Origin of the sequence: [Flexibacter] sp. ATCC 35103 (genome assembly GCF_001975985.1) — a bacterium.
Lineage (GTDB): Bacteria > Bacteroidota > Bacteroidia > Flavobacteriales > Flavobacteriaceae > Flavobacterium.
Genome location: NZ_MTQF01000003.1, coordinates 193,156 through 213,928, shown reverse-complemented (window position 1 = coordinate 213,928; position 20,773 = coordinate 193,156). Strand labels below are relative to the sequence as shown.

At 33.4% G+C, this 20,773-nt stretch carries 20 protein-coding genes; 5 read left to right on the top strand and 15 right to left on the bottom strand.

Features of this window, described 5'->3' with window-relative positions:
* Positions 1-4 precede the first annotated feature (4 nt).
* From BXU01_RS05225 to hutH, 13 genes are all read right to left on the bottom strand, one after another.
* On the bottom strand, positions 5-1,003 hold the full coding sequence (locus BXU01_RS05225) for a BtrH N-terminal domain-containing protein (protein ID WP_083692035.1): 999 nt from the start codon (positions 1,001-1,003) through the stop codon (positions 5-7).
* Complete coding sequence (locus BXU01_RS05220) at positions 1,003-1,407, bottom strand: hypothetical protein (RefSeq protein WP_083692034.1); 405 nt, start codon at positions 1,405-1,407, stop codon at positions 1,003-1,005. The genes BXU01_RS05225 and BXU01_RS05220 overlap by 1 nt, the downstream gene beginning before the upstream one ends.
* Before the next feature lie 24 nt (positions 1,408-1,431).
* On the bottom strand, positions 1,432-1,896 hold the full coding sequence (locus BXU01_RS05215; protein WP_083692697.1) for an ABC transporter permease: 465 nt from the start codon (positions 1,894-1,896) through the stop codon (positions 1,432-1,434).
* An 8-nt stretch (positions 1,897-1,904) separates the two neighbouring features.
* On the bottom strand, positions 1,905-2,336 hold the full coding sequence (locus BXU01_RS05210; protein ID WP_083692033.1) for a hypothetical protein: 432 nt from the start codon (positions 2,334-2,336) through the stop codon (positions 1,905-1,907).
* Positions 2,336-3,469, bottom strand: a complete 1,134-nt coding sequence (locus BXU01_RS05205) for a beta-ketoacyl-ACP synthase III (RefSeq protein ID WP_083692032.1) — start codon at positions 3,467-3,469, stop codon at positions 2,336-2,338. The genes BXU01_RS05210 and BXU01_RS05205 overlap by 1 nt, the downstream gene beginning before the upstream one ends.
* A gap of 17 nt (positions 3,470-3,486) precedes the next feature.
* Positions 3,487-4,389: a hypothetical protein gene (locus BXU01_RS05200; RefSeq protein WP_083692031.1), complete on the bottom strand. Its 903-nt coding sequence runs from the start codon at positions 4,387-4,389 to the stop codon at positions 3,487-3,489.
* A gap of 44 nt (positions 4,390-4,433) precedes the next feature.
* Positions 4,434-6,074: an NAD(P)/FAD-dependent oxidoreductase gene (locus tag BXU01_RS05195; protein WP_083692030.1), complete on the bottom strand. Its 1,641-nt coding sequence runs from the start codon at positions 6,072-6,074 to the stop codon at positions 4,434-4,436.
* Positions 6,075-6,585: 511 nt separating this feature from the next.
* The gene (locus tag BXU01_RS05190; protein ID WP_083692029.1) at positions 6,586-7,464 is read right to left on the bottom strand and encodes a lipid A biosynthesis acyltransferase; all 879 of its coding nucleotides are present in this window, start codon (positions 7,462-7,464) and stop codon (positions 6,586-6,588) included.
* On the bottom strand, positions 7,464-7,718 hold the full coding sequence (locus tag BXU01_RS05185) for an acyl carrier protein (protein WP_055097667.1): 255 nt from the start codon (positions 7,716-7,718) through the stop codon (positions 7,464-7,466). Before BXU01_RS05185 ends, BXU01_RS05190 begins: the two co-directional genes overlap by 1 nt.
* On the bottom strand, positions 7,711-8,946 hold the full coding sequence (locus BXU01_RS05180; protein ID WP_083692028.1) for a beta-ketoacyl synthase: 1,236 nt from the start codon (positions 8,944-8,946) through the stop codon (positions 7,711-7,713). Before BXU01_RS05180 ends, BXU01_RS05185 begins: the two co-directional genes overlap by 8 nt.
* A 102-nt stretch (positions 8,947-9,048) precedes the next feature.
* The gene (fabG, locus tag BXU01_RS05175; protein WP_083692027.1) at positions 9,049-9,780 is read right to left on the bottom strand and encodes a 3-oxoacyl-ACP reductase FabG; all 732 of its coding nucleotides are present in this window, start codon (positions 9,778-9,780) and stop codon (positions 9,049-9,051) included.
* A gap of 32 nt (positions 9,781-9,812) precedes the next feature.
* Entirely contained in the window at positions 9,813-11,060 is a 1,248-nt protein-coding gene (locus tag BXU01_RS05170) for a WG repeat-containing protein (protein ID WP_083692026.1), read from the bottom strand.
* Between the two features lie 36 nt (positions 11,061-11,096).
* Positions 11,097-12,617, bottom strand: coding sequence for a histidine ammonia-lyase (gene hutH / locus BXU01_RS05165; protein WP_083692025.1), 1,521 nt, complete (start codon positions 12,615-12,617; stop codon positions 11,097-11,099).
* Between the two features lie 101 nt (positions 12,618-12,718).
* Here hutH and BXU01_RS05160 point away from each other — a divergent pair, with 101 nt between their 5' ends.
* The 5 genes from BXU01_RS05160 (at position 12,719) to BXU01_RS05140 (ending at position 18,096) form a co-directional block, all read left to right on the top strand.
* A complete protein-coding gene (locus tag BXU01_RS05160; protein ID WP_083692024.1) occupies positions 12,719-13,972 on the top strand; it encodes an NAD(P)/FAD-dependent oxidoreductase in 1,254 nt (417 codons plus the stop codon).
* A 193-nt stretch (positions 13,973-14,165) separates the two neighbouring features.
* Complete coding sequence (locus BXU01_RS05155; protein ID WP_083692023.1) at positions 14,166-15,512, top strand: hypothetical protein; 1,347 nt, start codon at positions 14,166-14,168, stop codon at positions 15,510-15,512.
* 20 nt (positions 15,513-15,532) lie between these two features.
* Positions 15,533-16,597, top strand: a complete 1,065-nt coding sequence (locus BXU01_RS05150; protein WP_255373710.1) for a hypothetical protein — start codon at positions 15,533-15,535, stop codon at positions 16,595-16,597.
* A gap of 4 nt (positions 16,598-16,601) precedes the next feature.
* Positions 16,602-17,588: an RHS repeat domain-containing protein gene (locus BXU01_RS05145; RefSeq protein ID WP_083692021.1), complete on the top strand. Its 987-nt coding sequence runs from the start codon at positions 16,602-16,604 to the stop codon at positions 17,586-17,588.
* Positions 17,578-18,096, top strand: a complete 519-nt coding sequence (locus BXU01_RS05140) for a toxin-antitoxin system YwqK family antitoxin (protein WP_083692020.1) — start codon at positions 17,578-17,580, stop codon at positions 18,094-18,096. The genes BXU01_RS05145 and BXU01_RS05140 overlap by 11 nt, the downstream gene beginning before the upstream one ends.
* 257 nt (positions 18,097-18,353) lie before the next feature.
* Here BXU01_RS05140 and BXU01_RS05135 read toward each other — a convergent pair whose 3' ends face one another.
* Both BXU01_RS05135 and BXU01_RS05130 read right to left on the bottom strand, forming a co-directional pair.
* Positions 18,354-18,638, bottom strand: coding sequence for a hypothetical protein (locus BXU01_RS05135; RefSeq protein WP_255373709.1), 285 nt, complete (start codon positions 18,636-18,638; stop codon positions 18,354-18,356).
* Positions 18,639-18,955: 317 nt separating this feature from the next.
* A complete protein-coding gene (locus BXU01_RS05130) occupies positions 18,956-20,641 on the bottom strand; it encodes a sodium/sugar symporter (RefSeq protein ID WP_083692019.1) in 1,686 nt (561 codons plus the stop codon).
* Between the last annotated feature and the right edge of the window lie 132 nt (positions 20,642-20,773).

Here is a 20,773-nt window from a genome sequence, read left to right as displayed (position 1 = left end):
TATATTAGCTAATGGCTTTTTTTAATTTTTTGAAAAAGATTTCTTCTCGATTGGCAATGTCCAAAAGTTCATCGGCAATGGCGTTGTAAGCATCTTCTTTGGCACTTCGGTTTTTGTAAATTCGGGAAGCTTCAACGGCAAAATCGCGCCATGAATCTCCAATTAAGGTCATTTCTTTAGAAAGTACTTTTAGTTCTTCATTACCTAAAATAACCGAAGCTTCTTGTAAAAAAGCCGCATATATAAATCGAAATCCTCCGCCGCCGGTTCCTATTTCTTCCTGCATACGAACCATTTGCGCCAAATAGTGATTGGCTTTTTTGGTGCCGTGTTTTATAGGCCATTTCCTAATTTGTTTCGATACGAATTTAATTCCGCGGACACCAATAATTGGCATTGGCGCCAACATATCGCGACATGTATTTTTAATTCCTTTTATAATGGCACTTTTTAAATCAACAGCTGCTGGAATCTGAATTGGGTAATACATTTGTCCTCTTGGAGCAAAAGCACCTTTGGCAAAACGCACTTTGTCTAATTCGTCGTGTGTCAAAGTTGTCACGGTTTCCATCACAGGATCGCTAACTAAATAATCAGTTTCGGTTTTTCCGTAAACGACTAAATTGTGGGCGTTAAAATGAAAGCGATATTCATCCGGAAAATAACTCAAGTGATAAACTCCAACTTGTAAACCTGTTGGAATATTATTTTTTAAATTTTCGTCTAAAGCTTTATTTGCATTTGCCGGAGAAGAAAACTTTTGTCTTTTTATTTTTAGATTTAAACGATTAGCCAGTTTATTAAAAATTTGTCCAGGCAAAGTTCTGTAGCTAATTGCAGGCGCGTGATTTACTTTTATGAAAGGCAAATACACGAAAAAAAGTCCAGAGCCAATACCAAAAACCATCGGTTCGCTGATGTTCAGTCCGTTGTTTTTTAACAAATTCGAAGCTACTCCATTCTCACAATGGGCAGATTGATGATGTGTAAAATTAATTTGCATTAGTCTGTTTTAATATTTTTTAATTCAGCTATTGAAATCTCAAAAGCATCGGCATATTTTTTTAGGATCGAATCACTTAATTGGGCGAAAACGGCAGGTTTAAAATGTCTTTTTACACGCCATTTCCACATGCCAACATAACTAGATAAAATAGTAAGATCCATTTTGTTGACTTCCATATAATAACAAATTGGGCTTACTTCACCAGTTTCTACTAGTTGTTTAGCTTCGGCAATTCGTTCGTTTATTTCTTCAATAGAATTTGAAAGTGCTATTGTTTTAGGTTCCCAGCCAGTACTTAAGGTTGTAGTATAATCTCCGTTTTCATCTGTAGCATACAAAAGTTCTTTAACATTGTTTTTTGTTAAGTTGCTTTTGTCTTGTGGTACTTTTTCTTTTTCCATGACATTTTTTATTTTCAATTGGAATTATTGTGGAATCGAAATTGTCTTTTGAATGAACAAATTAATTTCGCATTCTAAAAGTAATTTATGTCCCCATAAACTTTCGCACTGCATGGTACACAAAGTATAATCTTCGCCTGAGAATTTTGAAACCAAAGTTGCTTTAGTAATAATCGTATCACCAACTTTTGGCAGTAAATGTATTTTAAGGTTTTTTATCGCACTGATAAAACCAAGAACATTTACGTTTTCATTTTCTGTACCGTCTTCGTCAAAAAAATACTTTTTGCCTACAATAGACGAACAGGTTTGTGCTGTATTTTCGATTAAGCCAGCTTCGATAAAAATATTATTATCGATAAAAATATTATCTTTTTTGATCAGGAAGGTGGTCTCTACAAAATTAGCATCTATGTCCAGAATTAAATCCACCATGAGCATTGGCGCTCGGTGCGGTAAATAATTTTGTATATCAACTCCGGTTTTCATTGTTGCTGTCATTTCGCTAAAACAGTTTTCATTTGTCCGTTAGCAATTTCTTCATTATTTAAATACGTTACAATATCTACCAAAGTAATTCCTGCAAATTCTTGCAAAATAGTTATCGTAGATTGAATTGTATCATCGATTTTTGGCAGTTTTTTAATCTCAATTTCCTTAATAGAACCAATATATCCTGTTGGAGCTGTTTCATTTTTCAGAAAAAACTGATACCCTGTGTGCAAAGCCACAGATTGCGCCATATGTTCGATTAGACCTGCTTCCAGAAAAGTATCATTGTCAAAAAATATATTATCGTTTTTAATTTTAAATCCTGAAACTAATGAGGTTTCAGTATACGAATACATTTTATCGACCATCACAAAAGGAAACTTTTGCGGCAGTAAATTTTCGACAGCTTCTTTTTCTAAAAGTAATGTCGTCTCCATTAGCAAACGGTTAAATAAGCATATGCAAACGAGAATCTTCCGCTTTCAGGAACGGATAAAAGAATACGATGTCCTTTTTTTAAATTTCCTGAATTCATCAATTCTTCCAAGGCCAGATAAATAGAGGCAGAACCTACATTTCCTACTCTTGAAAGGTTCATGAACCATTTTTCGTCCGTCATTCCAATTCCTTTTTCGGCTAATCCTTTTTTTAATCCTTCGACAAAAAAGTTAGAAGAAACGTGTGGAATAAAATAATCGACCTGATCTGAACTAATATTATTTTTAGACATGGCATCACTCATACTTTCAGCTCCTTTAGAAAGTATAAATTCATCCAATAATTTTACGTCTTGTTTAATAGCAAAAACAGATTCGTTTAGCCATTGTTCCGGCGGATAATCGCTCCAGGATTTAATTTCGCCATTTTCTAATTTATCACCTCCGGCATACATGCAGGTTTCTAATTCGTATGCATACGAAAAAGCTTCCATCCATTCGATTTTTAGAGAAATTGGTCCTTTTGGTTTATTTTCTAATAAAAAAGCTCCGGCTCCGTCAGATAACATCCAACGTAAAAAATCTTTTTTGAAGGCAATAATTGGCTGCTCTTCAAGGCTTTTTAGATTTGCTGCTTCATGATTGTACATTTGAGCATTTAGCCAGCTCGAAACTTTTTCTGACCCAGTACAAATGGCATTTTTAGAATTTCCTGATCGTATTGAAAGGAAGCCAAATTTTAATGAGTTCATTCCGGCGCAGCAAACCCCGGTTGATGAATTTAATTCTACCGATTTATTTTTTAATAAACCATGAACCATCGCAGCGTGCGAAGGCAGGAAAACATCAGGTGTTGAGGTTCCGCATGAAAGTACTTCAAGATCTTGTGCCGTAAAATTTTCATCGAACAATTGCACAACTGCATTTCGTGTTAACTCAGCATTATTATGGGTACTTTTTCCTGTTTTATCTATGGCGTAATAACGACTTGTAATTTTATTATTGCGCAAAATAATGCGTCTTGCTTTAGAAGCGGCATCATTAATGAGTCCTAAATAATCTTCCATCTCTTCATTAGAGACAGCTTCATTTGGCAAATACTTTGCGGCCTTGGTAATATATACTTCAAACATAATCTAATTTCGTCTTCTTAAACTCCTTGATAATATTGAGTTTCTTTTTTTATGGTTTTTAACTTAAATGGGTAGGTAATAAGGTGCAATATATATACTATTGGTGAGATTAACCATATTGCGAGGAATAAATAAACATTAAATACTTTAAGAAGCTGTTTTCTGTTTTTTTGATGTTTATAAATCAAATTTGACCATTTATTGAAAATTTTATTTGCGGTTTTATCTACAGTTACTAAATATGGACTAATTTTTACAGCGCCAATTGTAAGTAATTTTGGCTGTAAATCTTCAAAATTATCCTGCTTTAGCGCAGAAACAATGACTTCTCCAAATTTATCTGATTCCTGAATGTCTTTAGCAGAAACTCCCGGTAAAGGAAAAATTCCCAGATATTTTTTCTTGACTCCGGAGAACATCCATTCTACAATCGTGATTACACTAATTAAATTTCCAACTCTGTCTACCAGAGCTACATTACCTACTAATTTTGCATTGGCTTGTTTTAGTAACGTTTTGATTTTTTCCTGTGCCATAATCCACATATTACGGGAACCACTTATGGTAACAACAGGCGTATTATTTAATATTTTTTTAGCATCATCACTTTTCAAAAATGAATTGATTGGAATTGATGGCGATAAATACCAAACCTGATAATGAAATAAAACCAAATCGAATTTTGTATTTAAAATTTCTCCAGGAACAGGTTTTAATTCTCTTGGAATTTGAAGAAAAGATTCAGGAAAGGCATCAAAGAAAGAATCTTTATCCCAAGGAAAAGGAAAAGGTTTTTCTAATTGTATTTCGTGAAACGTTACATTTATTTCTTCTGAATTCAAAAAAGGCTTTGCAATATTGCGTGCAATCTCTTCTAATTGTCCGGATTGTGAATAATAAATAACAAGAACATTTTTCATTTGGGTGGATGGCTTTGGTGGTTGCGCAAAAATAAGTATTTTTTTTAAACGAATTTCCTTATTTTATCTGTTCGTTTCGTGTGTACCCAATCTGGCCATGTAGCGGAATCTTCGGCATCATAAATTCTGATTTTTTGGTTTTCATCTTCAATTAATAAATCATCAGATGTGCAACCCAAAATTGCTGCCGCAGCTGCAACACCAGAATATGTCGCTCCTGCAACGCCATGAGATAAAGTACAAGCGCCACAAAGAAACAGATTTTCGATTTCGGTTTTGTTTTTATACGAGAAAGGTCCAACCTGATTCAATGTTTTTTCGGTTCCGTAAACATTTCCTTTTGTCGAATTAATATAGAATTCATTGGTTTTTGGAGTTCCTAATTCTGCCTGAATAATATATTTTTTCGCATTCGGGATTATTTTCTCCATATTGTTCATCAGTTTATCGATGATTTTTTCTTTGAATATTTTATACTCTTCGTTGTGATAATCTTCTAAACCATTAAAATCTTTAAGATGATCATAATTCACATAGGTTACAATTTCAAAATTATGATAACGTCCGTTAAAACTTGCGGGATCTTTGAGCGTTGTGCAACTGATAAAAACAGAAGGAAATAAATCTCCTGAATCGATGTTACTGCTCATTAAATCTTCGAAATTAGCATCGTCGTTTTCATCTTTCATCATCCAGAAATTTCCGGAATCGATATTATATAAGGTAACATCAATATCGAGTGTCAAAAATAGAATTAAGGAAGTAACAGAATATTTTGTCTTGTCGAGTTTTTTAAGAAGCGATTTGCTGAGGTGTTCTTTATCTATTAAATTTAGATAAGTTATAGAAGGATCAGCATTCGAAACAATATTTTTTGCTCGAATTTCCTCTCCATTTTCAAGCTGAATGCCTATTGCTTTTTTGTTTTCGATAATGATTTTACGAACGTTTTGTTTTACGCGAATTTCTCCGTTATGTCTTTTTACACCATTTGTCATGGCTTTTACGATTCCGCCGCCGCCGCCCATTGGGTAAAAACCGCCATCAAAATAGTGGCTCATTACAGAACAATGAACAGGAAAACAAGCCCGACTTGGTGGAAGTCCGTGATCGCCACACTGAATATTTAATACCGCTTTTAGTTTTGGATCTTTTACATGCCAGCCAATTACTTTTTTTAAAGGGAAAAGGGCAAATTTCCCGAAATGTTTGGTGCGAAAGGGTACGGTGATATTCTGCCAGAATCCTTTTAGTTTCGGAATCAATTGCAGTTCGTAACTCACTTTTTCGATGAGTGAAAGATATTCGTGAATGTTTTTTTCTTCGTGCGGAAAATGGGAGGAAAGTTTTTGCTTGAGATTTTCGACACCAGCCGGAAGATCAAAAGTTTCATCTCCAATCAAACAATGTTCATAGGCATTTTTGTTCATTCGGAAAAAGACCATATCATTGGCAATTCCTAAACCGCGATACAATTCGTTTGTAGATTGTCCTTCTTCAAGTTGTCCAACATAATGAACGCCGGGACTAAAACGCTGTCCTTGCAAAGTAAAACTATGACTCCAGCCTCCGGGAACATAATGTTGTTCGAGTACCAAAACTTTTTGTCCGGCTCTTGCAAGACATATCGCAGTTGATAATCCTCCAACTCCGGAACCAATTATAATCGTGTCAAATTCCTGCATACCGTACTTTAAGAATTGTAAAGTATAAAAGAACGACTTTTAATTAAATGATTTTACTTTTTTGCTACGAATTCACGAATTATTTTTTCACGCAGATTTAAAAAGATTTTAGCTGATAAGCACAGATTAATTTAATGAGAATCTAAAATTAAATTTGCTCTAATCTGTGTGATCTGCGTGAAACAAAATCATTTTAATCTTTTAATCTGTGGTTTTTTTGAAACAGAAATTTTAATATTCATATTTCAATTAGCCTCATCGGGGTGAATATTTAGAGCATCAATAGATATCGCTCCGCTGGAGCTTTAGCATGAACAACGTATATATTATCTATAAATATTATGCTCCTCTGGAGCTTTTCAAAGACATTTCATTTTAAAATATTACCGCATAGCTTGTCGTAAGGCTATGTGATAAAATCTTGATTTTTTAAAACTACCTCAAAACGCAATATAAAATCTATGTTTCTATGTGTTATATATTTTTTCACGCAGATTTTATAGACGAGATTTTATTTCACTTGATTCCAAAAATCAAAGTAGTTAAACCATTGTAGAGGATATTTTGCCAGCATAGATTCTACGCTTTCGATATATGCTTTTAAGAGTCCTTTTTCGTCACGGTGTTTGACTATCGCTTCTCGTGCATAAAGGTGATAATGCAGGTTTGGCTCTTTCATTACATATACAAAAACCACAGGAACTTTTAATCTTGAAGCGATTAAAAACGGGCCAGCAGGAAAGTGTGCTTCCTGTCCAATAATTTTTTCAGAAAGTGATTTGGTTCCTTCAAAATAGCGATCGCCGGTAAAGCAAACCAGTTCATTTTTAGACAAAGCGGCATTAATCTCAAAAATATGAGACAAATCTTCTCTGATAATGATGAACTTAACGGTAGGTTTTTGGGTAACGCTTTCGAGATAATTCTTAATAGCAGAATGTTCGAGATCTGTAGTAACCAGATTAATTTGAAAATCAATATCGATATCACCCAAAAAATGTTCGGCGATTTCAAAATTTCCAATATGAGCACTGATTAAAACGCCGCCTTTTTTTTCTGCCAGAAGGTTTTTCAGGATTTCAATTCCGTCAAATTCATAGGTAAATTTGTTTCGCATTCCTGCCGAAATGGAAATTTTATCAATAATGGTTTGTCCAAAAGTGTAATAACTTCTGAAAACCATTGTTTTAGATTTGAGCCAGGAGTAGTTTAGTCTTTCTTTAAAATAATAAGAAATTGCTTTATTACTTTTCTTTAGAAATAAAAAATAGTATGAAGCAACAAAATAAAGTAAAACATAGGCAGCTTTTACACCCGCTTTTTTTATTAAAAAAACGAATATTCTATACCCTAAAACAGTTCCTTTTGATTTGCCATCCCATTTGCTCATTAAGCAGTTTTGGCTTTTAATTTGTTTTCGATAAGATCATAAAAGCTTTGGAAAGAAGCAATTCCAACAAAATCTACTTCAACCAGTTTTACGCCAAAGTTAGCCTCAATTGAAACTACTAAATCAACATAGTCCAAACTATCTAACCCAAGTGTGTCTTTTAAATTAGCATCTGGTTCAATATCATCATTATCTACTTCAAACTCATCAACTAAAAAACCATTAATTCTTGCTATAATCTCTTCTTTATTCATCGTTCAATTTAAACTTTTTAACCACCAACGCAGAGTTGGTTCCTCCGAACCCGAAGGAATTGGACAAAAATATGTCAAATTTTTTGTTTAAAGTAGTTTTGACCAAATTTAATTTGGCTGCATCTTCATCAGGATTCTCCAAATTAATGTTTGGAGCTATGAAATCGTTCTGCATCATTAAGATAGAGTAGATTACTTCGCTTGCTCCGGCCATCCAACATTCGTGTCCGGTCATTGATTTTGTTGAACTTACGTACGGATTTTTCTCACCAAAGACTTCAAAGATTGCTTTTGCTTCGTTTCCGTCTCCAACCGGAGTTGAGGTAGCATGTGCATTTATATACTCAATATCGGTTGCTTTTAGTTGTGCGTCATCAAGTGCTCGTTGCATGGCTATAGACGGACCTTCAACATTTGGAGTTGAGATATGCCCTCCGTTTGATGAGAACCCGTAACCTACAACTTCGGCAATAATATTTGCTCCTCTTGCAATGGCAGATTCATAACTTTCAAGAATTAAAGTTGCTCCGCCGCCACTAGGGATTAATCCGTCGCGATCAGCATCAAATGGGCGTGAAGCTTTTTCAGGTTCATTTTCCCTGGCAGAAAAAACACCTAAACCATCAAAACTGCTCATGGCAAATTTGTTGATTTCCTGTGCTCCTCCGGTAATAATAATATCCTGAAAACCGCTTTTTATTAAAAAATAAGCCAAACCTATAGAATGTGAACCACTTGCACAAGCTGCACTAATGGTAAGATTGATTCCGCGGAGTTTAAAAATCGTAGATAAATTCATCGTTACCGTAGAATTCATCGATTTAAAAATGGCTCCGGAACCTATTAATGCCGTGTCTTTTTTCTCGCGAACAATATCTGTGGCGTCAATAATAGCTTTTGAGACGCTATCATTGCCGTACATGATTCCTACTTCGCGATTGTCGAAAAAAGTATCATCTATATTAGCATTTTTCAAAGCTTCGATCGTAGCCATATAAGCATATTCGGTTTCTTCACCAATACTCATACGCTGTCTGCGGGTCAATAAGTTTTTTAGATCTGCTTTTGGGACCATTCCCGTAAGGGCAGACTGAAAACCAAATTCTTTTCTTTCAGAATCAAACTGAATACCAGATTTTCCGTTGTATAAAGATTCTTTTACTTCATCTAAAGAAGTTCCGATACAAGAATAAATTCCCATTCCAGTAATTACTACTCTCTTATTCATCGTCTTTCAAAGTATTTTTTATCCTTAAAGTGTAATTTTATTTAATCTCGCAATTTTCGACGTTTTAAAAAACTTAAAATAGTCTCGCAAACATAGGAACTATTAAGAATAAATCCCTCCATTTATATTGATAATTTCTCCTGTAATGTAGCTTGATTTTTTTGAAATCAAAAAGCTTACCAAATCTGCTACTTCTTCGGCTTCACCAAAACGATTTACCGGAATTAGTTTTAATAATTCTTTCTCGTCTAACTGGCTGGTCATATCTGTTCTGATAAAACCTGGTGCTACAGCATTTACAGTAATATTTCGTTTGGCAACTTCTTGCGCTAACGCTTTTGTAGCTGCAACAATTGCACCTTTTGCTGCCGAATAATTGGTTTGTCCGGCCGTTCCTTTAACGCCTGAAACGGATACCATATTTACGATTCGGCCATATTTATTGCGCAACATTTTTTGAATAAAAAATTGCGTAACATTAAAAAAACCGTTTAAGCTTGTGTTCACAACTCCGTTCCAGTCTTCAGGGCTCATCCACATAAAAAGACCATCTTTTGTAATTCCGGCGTTGTTTACAATGGCTTCTACAATTGCTTCCGGATTTGATTCCTGCCATTGTGTTAATGTTTTTTGAACTTCATCATAATTAGAAACATCAAAACCTAAGATTTCTCCGGTTGCACCTAATTTTTGTATTTCCTGAAGTGTTTCTTCGGCAGCAGTTTTGTTCGAGTGATAATTAATCAGAATATGATAACTGGATTCAATAGCTAATTTTTTACAAACAGCACTTCCAATTCCTCTTGAACCGCCTGTTACTAATACACATTTCATATCTGTGGAATTTATTTTTATTGGCTAATATATTATTTCTTCTTTTTAGCTGCTGGTTTTGCAACAGGTTTAGTCGCTGGTTTTGTTTCTGCCTTTGCTGCAGGTTTTGTTTCTGATTTTGGTTTTTCAGCAGCGATTTCAGTTGGACTATTTTTTTCTTTTGTTTGCGAAAAAAGTTCCGCATTTTCAAACCATTGGTTTCCTAATACAGTTCCGTCCGGTTTAAGAAATCCCCATTTTCCTTCATTTTTCACTCTTGCAACACCATTAATAAATCCTTTGTCTTGTTGCACAAAAAGAGCAATTACGAATCCGTTTGCAGTTATGCTGTATTGCGTTGGGATTACCAGTTTACCATCTTCATTGATAAATCCCCAATTTTTTTCTTTTACAGGAGCCAGTCCGTTTGAACTAAAAACTTCTGCATCACTATACGTTGGCGGAATAACAAATTCAGCTTTTGGGTTAATAAATCCCCATTTAGAACCTACACAAACCGGAGCAAGATTTTTAGAGAATGATTTTGCTTTATCATAAATAGGTAAAATAGTCCAGTTTCCTCTTAAGTCAATGAATCCAATTTTTCCGTTCTTTTTAGCATATGTTAAATCCTGAGTATCAAAATCCCAGATTTTTTCGGCACCATCTACCACAATAAAATTTCCGGAACTTACGATTCCAAAAGTTTTATCTTTTCGTGCCCATGTTGTGTTTTTAAAATAATTCCCTATTTCGTCATAAGCAGGTTCTACCACTTCTTTACCGGCAGTATTTATAATTCCCCATTTTTTGTTGTTTTCAACTCTGGCAAAACCATTTTCAAACGGTTTAATCTGATCGTATTTTGGTTCGAGAACAACAGTCATTTTTGAATTGATTAATCCCACTTTGTTTGCTTGTCTAAAAAAAGCAACTCCGTTATTAAAATCAAAAACTTTATCTGTAGCAGGCGATTTTTGAATTTCTCCTTTAGTATCAATATAAACCCAATCCTTATCTTTTTGTACTACTGCGATTCCGCTGTTAAAGTCTTTGGCATCCTTAAAAGCAGCCGGAATAATCCAAGTTCCTTTTGTATCAATAAAACCCCATTTCCCATTGTCTTCTACTGCAGCCAAACCTTCAGAGAAACTTTTTGCTGATTTGTATTGAGGCTCAATTTTAAAGTTTCCATCTTTAGATATATATCCAATTTTAGCGTTCTTTTTAACCAAAGCCAGCTCTTGACTATTAACAAATTGAATAAATAATACGAATAAAAAAATAAGTGGTTTTTTCATGATTTTAAGGTTCAATATTAATAATGTAAATAAAGTTTAACTGTTGATCAGATAATCTTTTACTTTTTGAACAAAAGGATACATAACCTGATCTTCCTTAAATGTAGGAATTATATTTCGAATATCATCATACCATGTTTTAGTAACAGATGAAATTTGATCTTTTTGCTCTAAATAATCAATTGCCTGAACAATTGTGATTAATTCGATCGCTAAAACTTCAAATGAGTTTTCGATAACTTTTGAGGTAATAACTGCAGCATTTGTTCCCATACTTACAATATCCTGATTGTCGTTGTTGTTCGGGATACTATGTACATACATTGGGTTTGATAACATTTGGCTTTCGGCAGTTGTTGAGGTTGCAGTAAACTGAACACCCTGCATTCCGAAATTAAATCCTAATGTTCCTAAGTTGACGAACGGAGGAAGAATTTCGTTGATTTTTGAATTCAATAAATAATTCAACTGACGTTCTGCCAACATGGTTAATTTAGTAATAACAATTTTCAGTTTATCCATTTCAAGCGAAATATAATCGCCATGAAAGTTTCCTCCGTGATAAACGTGCTTGTTTTTTACATCTATAATTGGGTTGTCGTTTGCCGAGTTAAATTCGTCTTCCAGAATAGAAGCCACATTATTGATGGTTTCTAAAACCGGACCTAAAATTTGAGGTACGCAACGCAATGAATAATATTCCTGAACTTTTTCCTTGAAAATCTCCTCAGTATTTTCGCCTGAATATAAATGGTCTTCTCTTTTACGGATCAAAGTACTGTCAGAAAGATTTTGTCTCATTCTTGCCGCCACTTCCTGTTGTCCTTTATGACGTTTGGTTTGGTTTAATTCTTCAGAGAAATGATCGTCATATGCCTGAACCAATTCGTTGATGGCGCAAGAAGCTTTTAATGACCAGTCTAATAATTTATTGGCGTGATGCACATTTACAACACCAATTCCGGTCATTACAGATGTCCCGTTTATTAAAGCCAGACCTTCTCTGATTTCTACCTGAATAGGTTTTAGACCTTCAATTTCAAAAACTTCCTGAGTTGGTCTTCTGTCTCCTTTATAAAAAACTTCGCCTTCGCCTATTAAAACTAAAGCCAAGTGTGATAATTGTACTAAATCTCCGCTGGCACCAACACCGCCATGTTCAAAGATAAGAGGTGTAATATCTCTGTTGATTAATTCTGCCATTAAATGAATTACTGACGGATGTACGCCGGAATTTCCTAATGACAAAGTATTTAATCGTGCCAAAATTGCTGCTTTTGCACAAACTGGGCTTAATGGTTTCCCGGTTCCTGAAGAGTGGCTTCTAATTAAATTGTATTGTAACTGAATTTGGTCAGACTCTTTAATTCTATATTGAGCCATTGGCCCAAAGCCAGTATTTACGCCATATATAACCTTGTTTCCTGAGAATTCTTTCAAGAAATTAAAGCTTTCATTTACTCGGTTTAAAACAGCATCGCTTATGGCAACTTTATTATTTTTAAAGATAATAGATTCGAATTCTGCTAAACTTAAATATTCATTAATTGTATTCATTAAATTGTTTTTGGTTGTGCTAATTTAATTTTATTTATCAAAATAAATGTAGTTATTTTGATGATGGCAAATGTAGGCTAATAATTGATAATATTTTTAATATGATAAAGGAGTTTGTTGATGTTTTAGTGATTGGTGCAGGACCTTCGGGATGTGTATCAGCATCTTATCTTCATAAAAACAATGTTAAGATAAAAGTTGTTGAAAAAACAAAATTTCCAAGGCTTGTTGTTGGCGAAAGTTTAATACCGCGAGTAATGGATCATTTTGCTGAAGCTGAGCTTTTTGAAAGTCTTGACGCAATGAATTTTGAAAAGAAACTGGGTGCTCGTTTTATCAGAGGAGAAGAAATTTGTGTTTTTGATTTCAGTAAAAAATTTGGTGACGGCTGGGATTGGACCTGGCAAGTGCCACGTGCTGATTTTGACAATACTATGGCGCAGGAAATAATTAGAAAGGGTATTGATCTTGAGTTTGAATCAGAAGTATTAGAAGTTTCCTTTGAAGGGAAAAAATCTAAAACAATCGTAAAAGACAAGAACGGTAACCTAAAAGAAATACACGCTAATTTCATTATTGATTCCAGTGGATATGGTCGTGTTTTACCACGTCTTTTAGATCTTGATACCCCATCAAAACTAGATCCGCATTCGTCGATATTTACACACGTAAAAGATATTAACAGAGAAGAAGGTGAGGAAGGAACTCAGATTTCTTTTGATATTCTGGAAACCGAAGTTTGGTTATGGGTAATTCCTTTCTCGAACGGAAACACAAGTTTAGGAGTTGTGGGACCAACAGATTTTATTAATTCATTATCTGAAAATAAAGACAATGCCGAGGCTTTACGAAACGCGATTCAAAAATCTGATTATTATATAAAGAGATTTAAAGGTACAGAGTTTTTATTTGAACCCGTAAAACTCGAAAATTATTCAAGAGCAGTGAAAAGAATGTACGGAGACGGTTTTGCCCTTACGGGGAATAGTTCTGAATTCTTAGATCCTGTATTTTCATCAGGAGTTGCTTTTGCTACCGAATCAGGAATGCTGGCAGCAAAATTATATCTTAAAGAATCGCAAGGAATTGCTGTAGACTGGGAAGTAGAATTTACAGAATATATGAAACGCGGAATCGCTGTTTTTACCACTTACGTGAAAGAATGGTACACCGGAAACCTTCAGACTTTATTTTTTCACCAACCGGAAAATCCCGATGTAAAGGAAAAAATTTGCTCGGTTCTGGCAGGATATGTCTGGAATGAGGAAAATCCTTTTGTTAAAAAACACGATCACGTGATCAAGAATATGGCGTATTTGCTGAATATGCAAAAAGATGAAGCGAAGAAAGGATAAGTTTATAGAATAATTAAATCTATTAATAGATTTAAAATTAAACAAAAAAGAGTGTTCCATTAAATGGAGCACTCTTTTTTTGGTATTTAAACTAAAAAAAAAGAAAGAATAATATTTATTTAAAAATAAATATTATAAGATTTTAACTACTTAATATAGGAATAGTATTTATATTAGTCAAAAGTAATGGCATATGTGGAGTGGAAATAAATTTATATTATTATTAATATTTCTAAATGTTTCAATAGATATAATTGCACAAATCCAGTTTCCATCTGCTCATAATCCCATTATCATAAATCAAAATATTGGTTTACCCACAACTCCTGCTTTAAATGTTTTAAAAGAAGTAGAACAACAAAGAAAGCAAAATCAAAATCAGCAAAATGAACGTTTAATAAAGAAAAGTCAACAAGAAGAAAATCAACATAAAGAAAGGTTGCGTGAAATTTATACAGAGCTAAATGAGACGGAACCAAATATTGATTACAATTTGCCTGATTTATCAAACTTAAAAGGAACAGAATACTATAGGGCTGTTTATGATAAAATGACAAATTTGAACATTGAGGATTATTCTGTAAAGGATGTAAATTTCGAGATCGAGAATGCCTATTTCGAAGAAAAACTCAATAAGGAAGAATTTGACAAAACGATCAAACAAATTGGTGAATTCTTGCGGGCAAAAATGAAAGAATCAAATTATGATTTAAGAAGTAATACTGCTAAAAATTTCATTCTTTTCGAATTTTTCACACAAACACTCGAGGTAAATGGATTTAAGGAAAAACACTTTCCTATAAAATATGATTTTGATGATTATATGGGAAACAATGCCTGGCCTAAAATGTTTGTAACAAAACTTCTTAAAACAGGAAGTGGTCAATGTCATTCTATGCCTCTTCTTTACTTAATTCTTGCCGAAGAAATTCGAGCAGAAGCGTATCTGGCACTTAGTCCAAACCATTCTTATATTAAATTTCAGGATGAAAAAGGCAAATGGTATAATCTGGAACTTACCAACGGAATGTTTACAGTGCCTTCTTTTATTTTAAACTCGGGATTTATAAAGGCGGAAGCTATCCAAAATCATATTTATATGGAGAACCTTTCTAAAAAACAATTGCTTTCTAATTTTTATAACGATTTGGCAGAAGGATATATTCATAAATACGGATACGATCAATTTGTAGAGAAAGTAATAAATAAAGCATTAGAATTATTCCCAAATAATATTAATACTAATGTCCTTTTGTTTAACTATTACATTGTTCGATTTGAGAATGCAGCAAAAAATCTGGGGATTAATCCAGAAAACAATCAGGAGCTTCAAAAAATAAGATATTATCCGGATGTAGCAAAATGGTTGGCCGATATTGATAATCAGAATCAAAAAAACATTGATTTAGGCTATCAGTCAATGCCGGACGAGGAATATGAAAAGTGGCTTAATTCATTGCAGGAAACCAAAAACAAACAAGAAAGTGAAACTTTAAAAAAGCAATTTAAAGGAATAATTCTAAAAAAAGCAAAAGATTAAAACCAACAAAGTAGTGTTTCATGAGATGTAATAAATATAAAGTAATGATTTATAAACAAAAAATATTAGTCCTGATCCTGTTCTTTATTTGTGGTACCTGTACTATAGCACAAAAGCACCAAAAATTATTCGAAGATAGCTACATCTTGCTTGATAACATGATAACAAATCAAAAAAACTATAGTTTCAGGAAAGCTGTTTTCTCTGTAGAGAATGCCTATCTGGATGGAAATTTAGACACTGTTTTTATAAATAAATCGCTCAAAAACTTACATGATTTAAGTTTGGCGCTTACCAAAGAGCGTTTTTTATCTTATCCTGAAAAAGACAAAGATAAAGTTAATAAGTGGGCTGCGGTTTTTCAGGTAATTTGCGATACTATTCCTTTAAATATTAATGATACTATTTATCAATATATACCATTTGGCTATGATTTTAATGATGTTTTTGGTCATGAGTACAGAGAAAATCTTTTTGTGTCTAAACTATTGGAAACCAGAAAAGGTAATTGTCGCTCATTGCCGTATTTGTATAAAATTCTTGCCGAAGAATTAGGTGTTGATGCAAATCTGGCACTTGCACCCAATCATGTCTATATAAAACACCAGAGCTTAAAAGATGGCTGGTATAATACAGAACTTACCAGCGGAATTTTCCCCGTAGATGCCTGGATTATGGCATCAGGATTTGTGCATATTGATGCTATTGCCAATGGAGTTTATATGAAGGCCTTGAATAACAACGAAAGTATTGCACTTATTTTAATTGATCTGGCAGATAATTATAAGGCAATATTTCCTGATAATGATGGCAGTTTTATTTTAAAATGCTGTGAAACCGCTTTAAAACAATATCCAAATTTTGCCACGGCATTAATACTAAAAGCAGAAACACAATACAACTGTATCGAAAAAGAAAAAGACAAAATGAAACAAATCAAACTTTTTAAAAACCTAGAGAAAGAATACGCTTATATACACAAAACAGGTTATCGCAACATGCCTGAAAATATGTATATCGACTGGTTAATGTCTTTGAAAAAAGAAAAAAGTAAATACGAAAATAAAAACTTAAACAAGAAATGATATAATGAGAAAAACACTATTTTTAATTTTATTTCTGTTTTCTATAAGTTTAATACATGCTCAGGAAAAACTCTCGAAAGAAGAAAAAGAGAGAAGAGAAAAAAATGTTCAGGCAGGAAACCCTTTCACAAAATTTGGCTCTAAAGCTCCCGTTGCTACATTAAGCAAGGGCAAATATCTCGAGGTTCATGATCTTGACAGCATTGTAACGATTGGAACAATTCGCTGGCATGTAGAGAACCAGCAAATTGTTGGCAGATTGATTCGCGATATGAATGATCCCGATGCTCAGCCAATAGGTGATGCAACAGGACGCTGGATGTCGCCTGATCCATTGAGTGAAGAGTTTCCTAGTTATTCACCTTATAATTTTGTGATGAATAATCCGTTACGATTGGTTGATCCTGATGGAAGGGCACCTCTTGATCATTGGCAATTGAATAATCAAGGAAACCTCGAGTTAGCTAAAAAAACTAATGATAATTTCAATGTTTTTTTTGATGAAAAAGGAAAAAAAATATTTCAAACAAATGAACAAAGTACTGAAATGGCAAAAAAAGATTGGGCGGGAAAAGGTGATGAGTATATAAATAAATTAAAAACCACTTTCATCAACATCGCAGAACAACCCGAAGTTTATAATACAATGGTTGAACGTGCAAAAGAAACAGGTTTTGATAACAAGCTAGTAAATTTACCAGGAATGAAAGAAATCGGGGAGACATATAAGAAAAATGGAGCAGCAATTGGTGCATTAGAAATGTTAAGAGAAATGCCAAAATTTGCTTCTGGCAATATATTCGCAGGTTCTGGACCTAACGGTTTTCTAACACAATTAGGAAAGACTATTTACACAGGTGTCACAGGAACGGATGTTACGAAAGATGCTAAAGCTTTTTTTCATCAAGCTTTAGAAAATTCAAAACAGTTTATAAAAAACATAGAAGTTGGATACAATCATGGAATTAATCAATTGACAAATGGGAACTAAATTTATAGGACTTTTAGTAATTACAAGTATAATAATTAGCTGTAATACAAATGTCAAAACAAAACAAAATAAAAATTGCAATTTAATAGATTGTGAAGTAGGAGAATATAAAAATAAAAAAAAGGAAGGGATTTGGAAAAAATTTGATAAAAACAATAATTTAATGCAAGTATCGAGTTATTCAGAAGGAAAACTTAATGGACCAAATGTAAGTTTTTATAATAATGGTTCCATTTATTCGACAGGAAATTATATCAATGACAAACCTCATGGAAACCTTACGCTATATTTTGAAGATGGTAAAATAAACTTTTCTGATAATTATTGTAAAGGAGAGAAAGAAGGATTTAGTTATTTATACTATAAAAACGGAAAATTAAAATCTAAATGGTTTTATGTAAAAGGAAAACGAGAAGGGGAACAATATGAATTTAAAGAGAATGAAGATACTATGAAAATTGAATATTATAAGAAAGGTCTTTTAAAAAATGAAAAAATATTTGAATAAAGGGGGAACTTCTATTTTTTAGTCTTTTTATTATTAGAAGATTTAAGTATTCCAATATAAGTTAATATTTCAAGGATTAATTCGATCATAAAATTTTTTATTTTTTTTAAATGTAATTAAAGATATTCGAATAATTCGATTTAGTAATTCTGTTTTAAATATGTTTAGTCTGCCTAAGAAATATAGCAACAAAAAAAGAAACCCTAGTGTAAACTAGGGTTTTTTGTTTTAATCTTATTTGTAAACTTTTTTCAGAATCATTTGCGAAAGTGATTTTGCTGTTTTAGCGTATCCTTCTCCAATTCTTGATTCGTTACTATAATTATTTCCCATTGATCTCCGGGAGCTTCTTCAATTAAGGTATAAGGTGTGTTTAATCCTTCCTGAAAATTTAAATCTTTACGTGCTTTGGTCAACACAATGTTTCCTATTTCGAGAAATTTTGGTCCATATTTGTTCTCTCGCTGAAACCCATTTTTTGTACCAAATATTTCCATTTCCTTTTGCTTTCTTCTCCAGGTAGACTTTATGTTCTTCAACATATTCTGCTTCGGATTTTTTTTCTTTCATCATAGTAAAATCACTATAATCAAACTCGACATTAATTTCAGGCTGATCTTTTATAAAATCAAAGTTTCTTGTACAACACTCATAGCTTGAGAAAATGCGACGCTGGAAATAAAGAATAGGGCAAAAATTATTTTTTTATGTTGTTTAATTTATAAGCAACGCGCAAATGTAGATAAAATTAATAAGAAAAAACATCATTTAATTTATTTGTATAATAATCAGATTTTAAAGGCTAAACAAAAAAAGACTACCAAAAAATGATAGTCTTTAATCTTTAAAAAATAATATACTACCAGAATTTCACATATAATGCTACAATAATCAATAATGTAATTACGATTAAAACTGTAGTTTGTGGTTTTACTTTAAACATTTCAGCGTCTATTTCGAACGCTTTAGGATTTACTTTTGGTCCTGCAAAACTAATTCCAATCATCGCTAACATCGTAAAGAAGAATGATAATCCCATACAAATATGAAACGGAATTTCGAAAGCTCCTTTTCCGTTATTGTAAGCTGTGTATAATAAAGTTTCGTTTCCGAATAATGCCGGTGCGTATTCGTTGAATAATACTGACAATACAAATCCTAAAATTACACCCACGATAGCTGCAGTTCCAGTTGTTCTTTTCCAGAACATACCAAGGAAGAACATGGCAAAAACTCCAGGGCTAATAAATCCGGTATATTTTTGAATATAGGTAAATCCACCAACGCCGCCAATTCCTAAGATATCATTCCATGTGAATAACACGGCTAAAAGCATTGCTGCAAAAACGGCAATTCTACCAATGTTTACCTGTTGTTTTTCACCCGCTTCTTTCTGGATGTATTTTTTATGAATATCTAATGTATAAATAGTGGAGATACTGTTTACTTTTCCAGCTAGCGATGCTACAATTGCAGCTGTTAATGCCGCTACAGAAAGTCCTTTTAACCCTGTTGGCAAGAACGTTAATACAGCTGAGTAAGCTCCGTCTTTTCCTCCAACCAGTTGAGGTAAATGTCCGTTTTCGTATAAAACAAAAGCAGCAATACCCGGTAACATTACGATTAATGGCATTAATAATTTTAGCATACCTGCAAATAAAATACCTGTACGGGCAGTTTGCAAATCAGCACCCAAAGCTCTTTGTGTAATGTATTGGTTACAACCCCAGTAGTTTAAGTTGATAATCCAGATACCGGCAAGGTAAGACATCAAACCCGGGAAAGTTAAATATTTATCGATCTCAAGCTGAGATGATGTAGCAGTAGGTTTTGGGATAATCATTTTGAAATGCTCAGGCGCTTCTCTCATTAAAACTTTAAAACCTGCGATTGCATTTTCTCCTACTCCAAAATATTGTCCAACAGTTGTAAGGGCGATATATGAAGTTACCAAACCTCCAATAATCAAAACCGCAACCTGAATAACATCAGTATAAGCGACAACTTTCATACCTCCCAAAGAGATAAATAAAGCAAATACAGCCAAGCCAATCATGATTACGTGCAGATATTCTCCGCCCGCTAAACCATTGATAGCAACTGCTCCTAAATAAAGGATAGAAGTTAAATTTACAAATACATATAAAAACAACCAGAAAACCGCCATGATTAATGCAGTAGATTCATTATAACGTGTTTTTAAAAATTGAGGCATCGTATAAATCTTATTTTTAAGATATACTGGTATAAACCAAACCGCTACAATAATCAAAGCAACAGCAGCAAGCCATTCGTAAGCAGCAACAGCGATTCCTAAAAAGAAACCCTCACCGCTCATCCCGATGAATTGTTCAGCCGAAATATTTGAGGCGATCAAAGATGCTCCAATAGCCCACCATGTTAAGTTTCCTTCGGCTAAAAAATAGGCTTTAGCATCTTGTTCGTCCTGTTTACGCTTGCGGTAAACAGTATAACCGTAGACAGAAACTACGATGAAATAAATAATAAAAACCGCATAATCTGCGAAAGCGAGGTTCTGGTTCATTGTTAGTAGTATTTTAAATATTAGTATAGGTGATTGTTTGTTTATTTGGGTTTAAAAATATGATATGTGTTTTTATTTTGTTATTTTTTTATGAAAAAAAGCGTTAAAGTCAAAAGTAAAATAAATAATTAA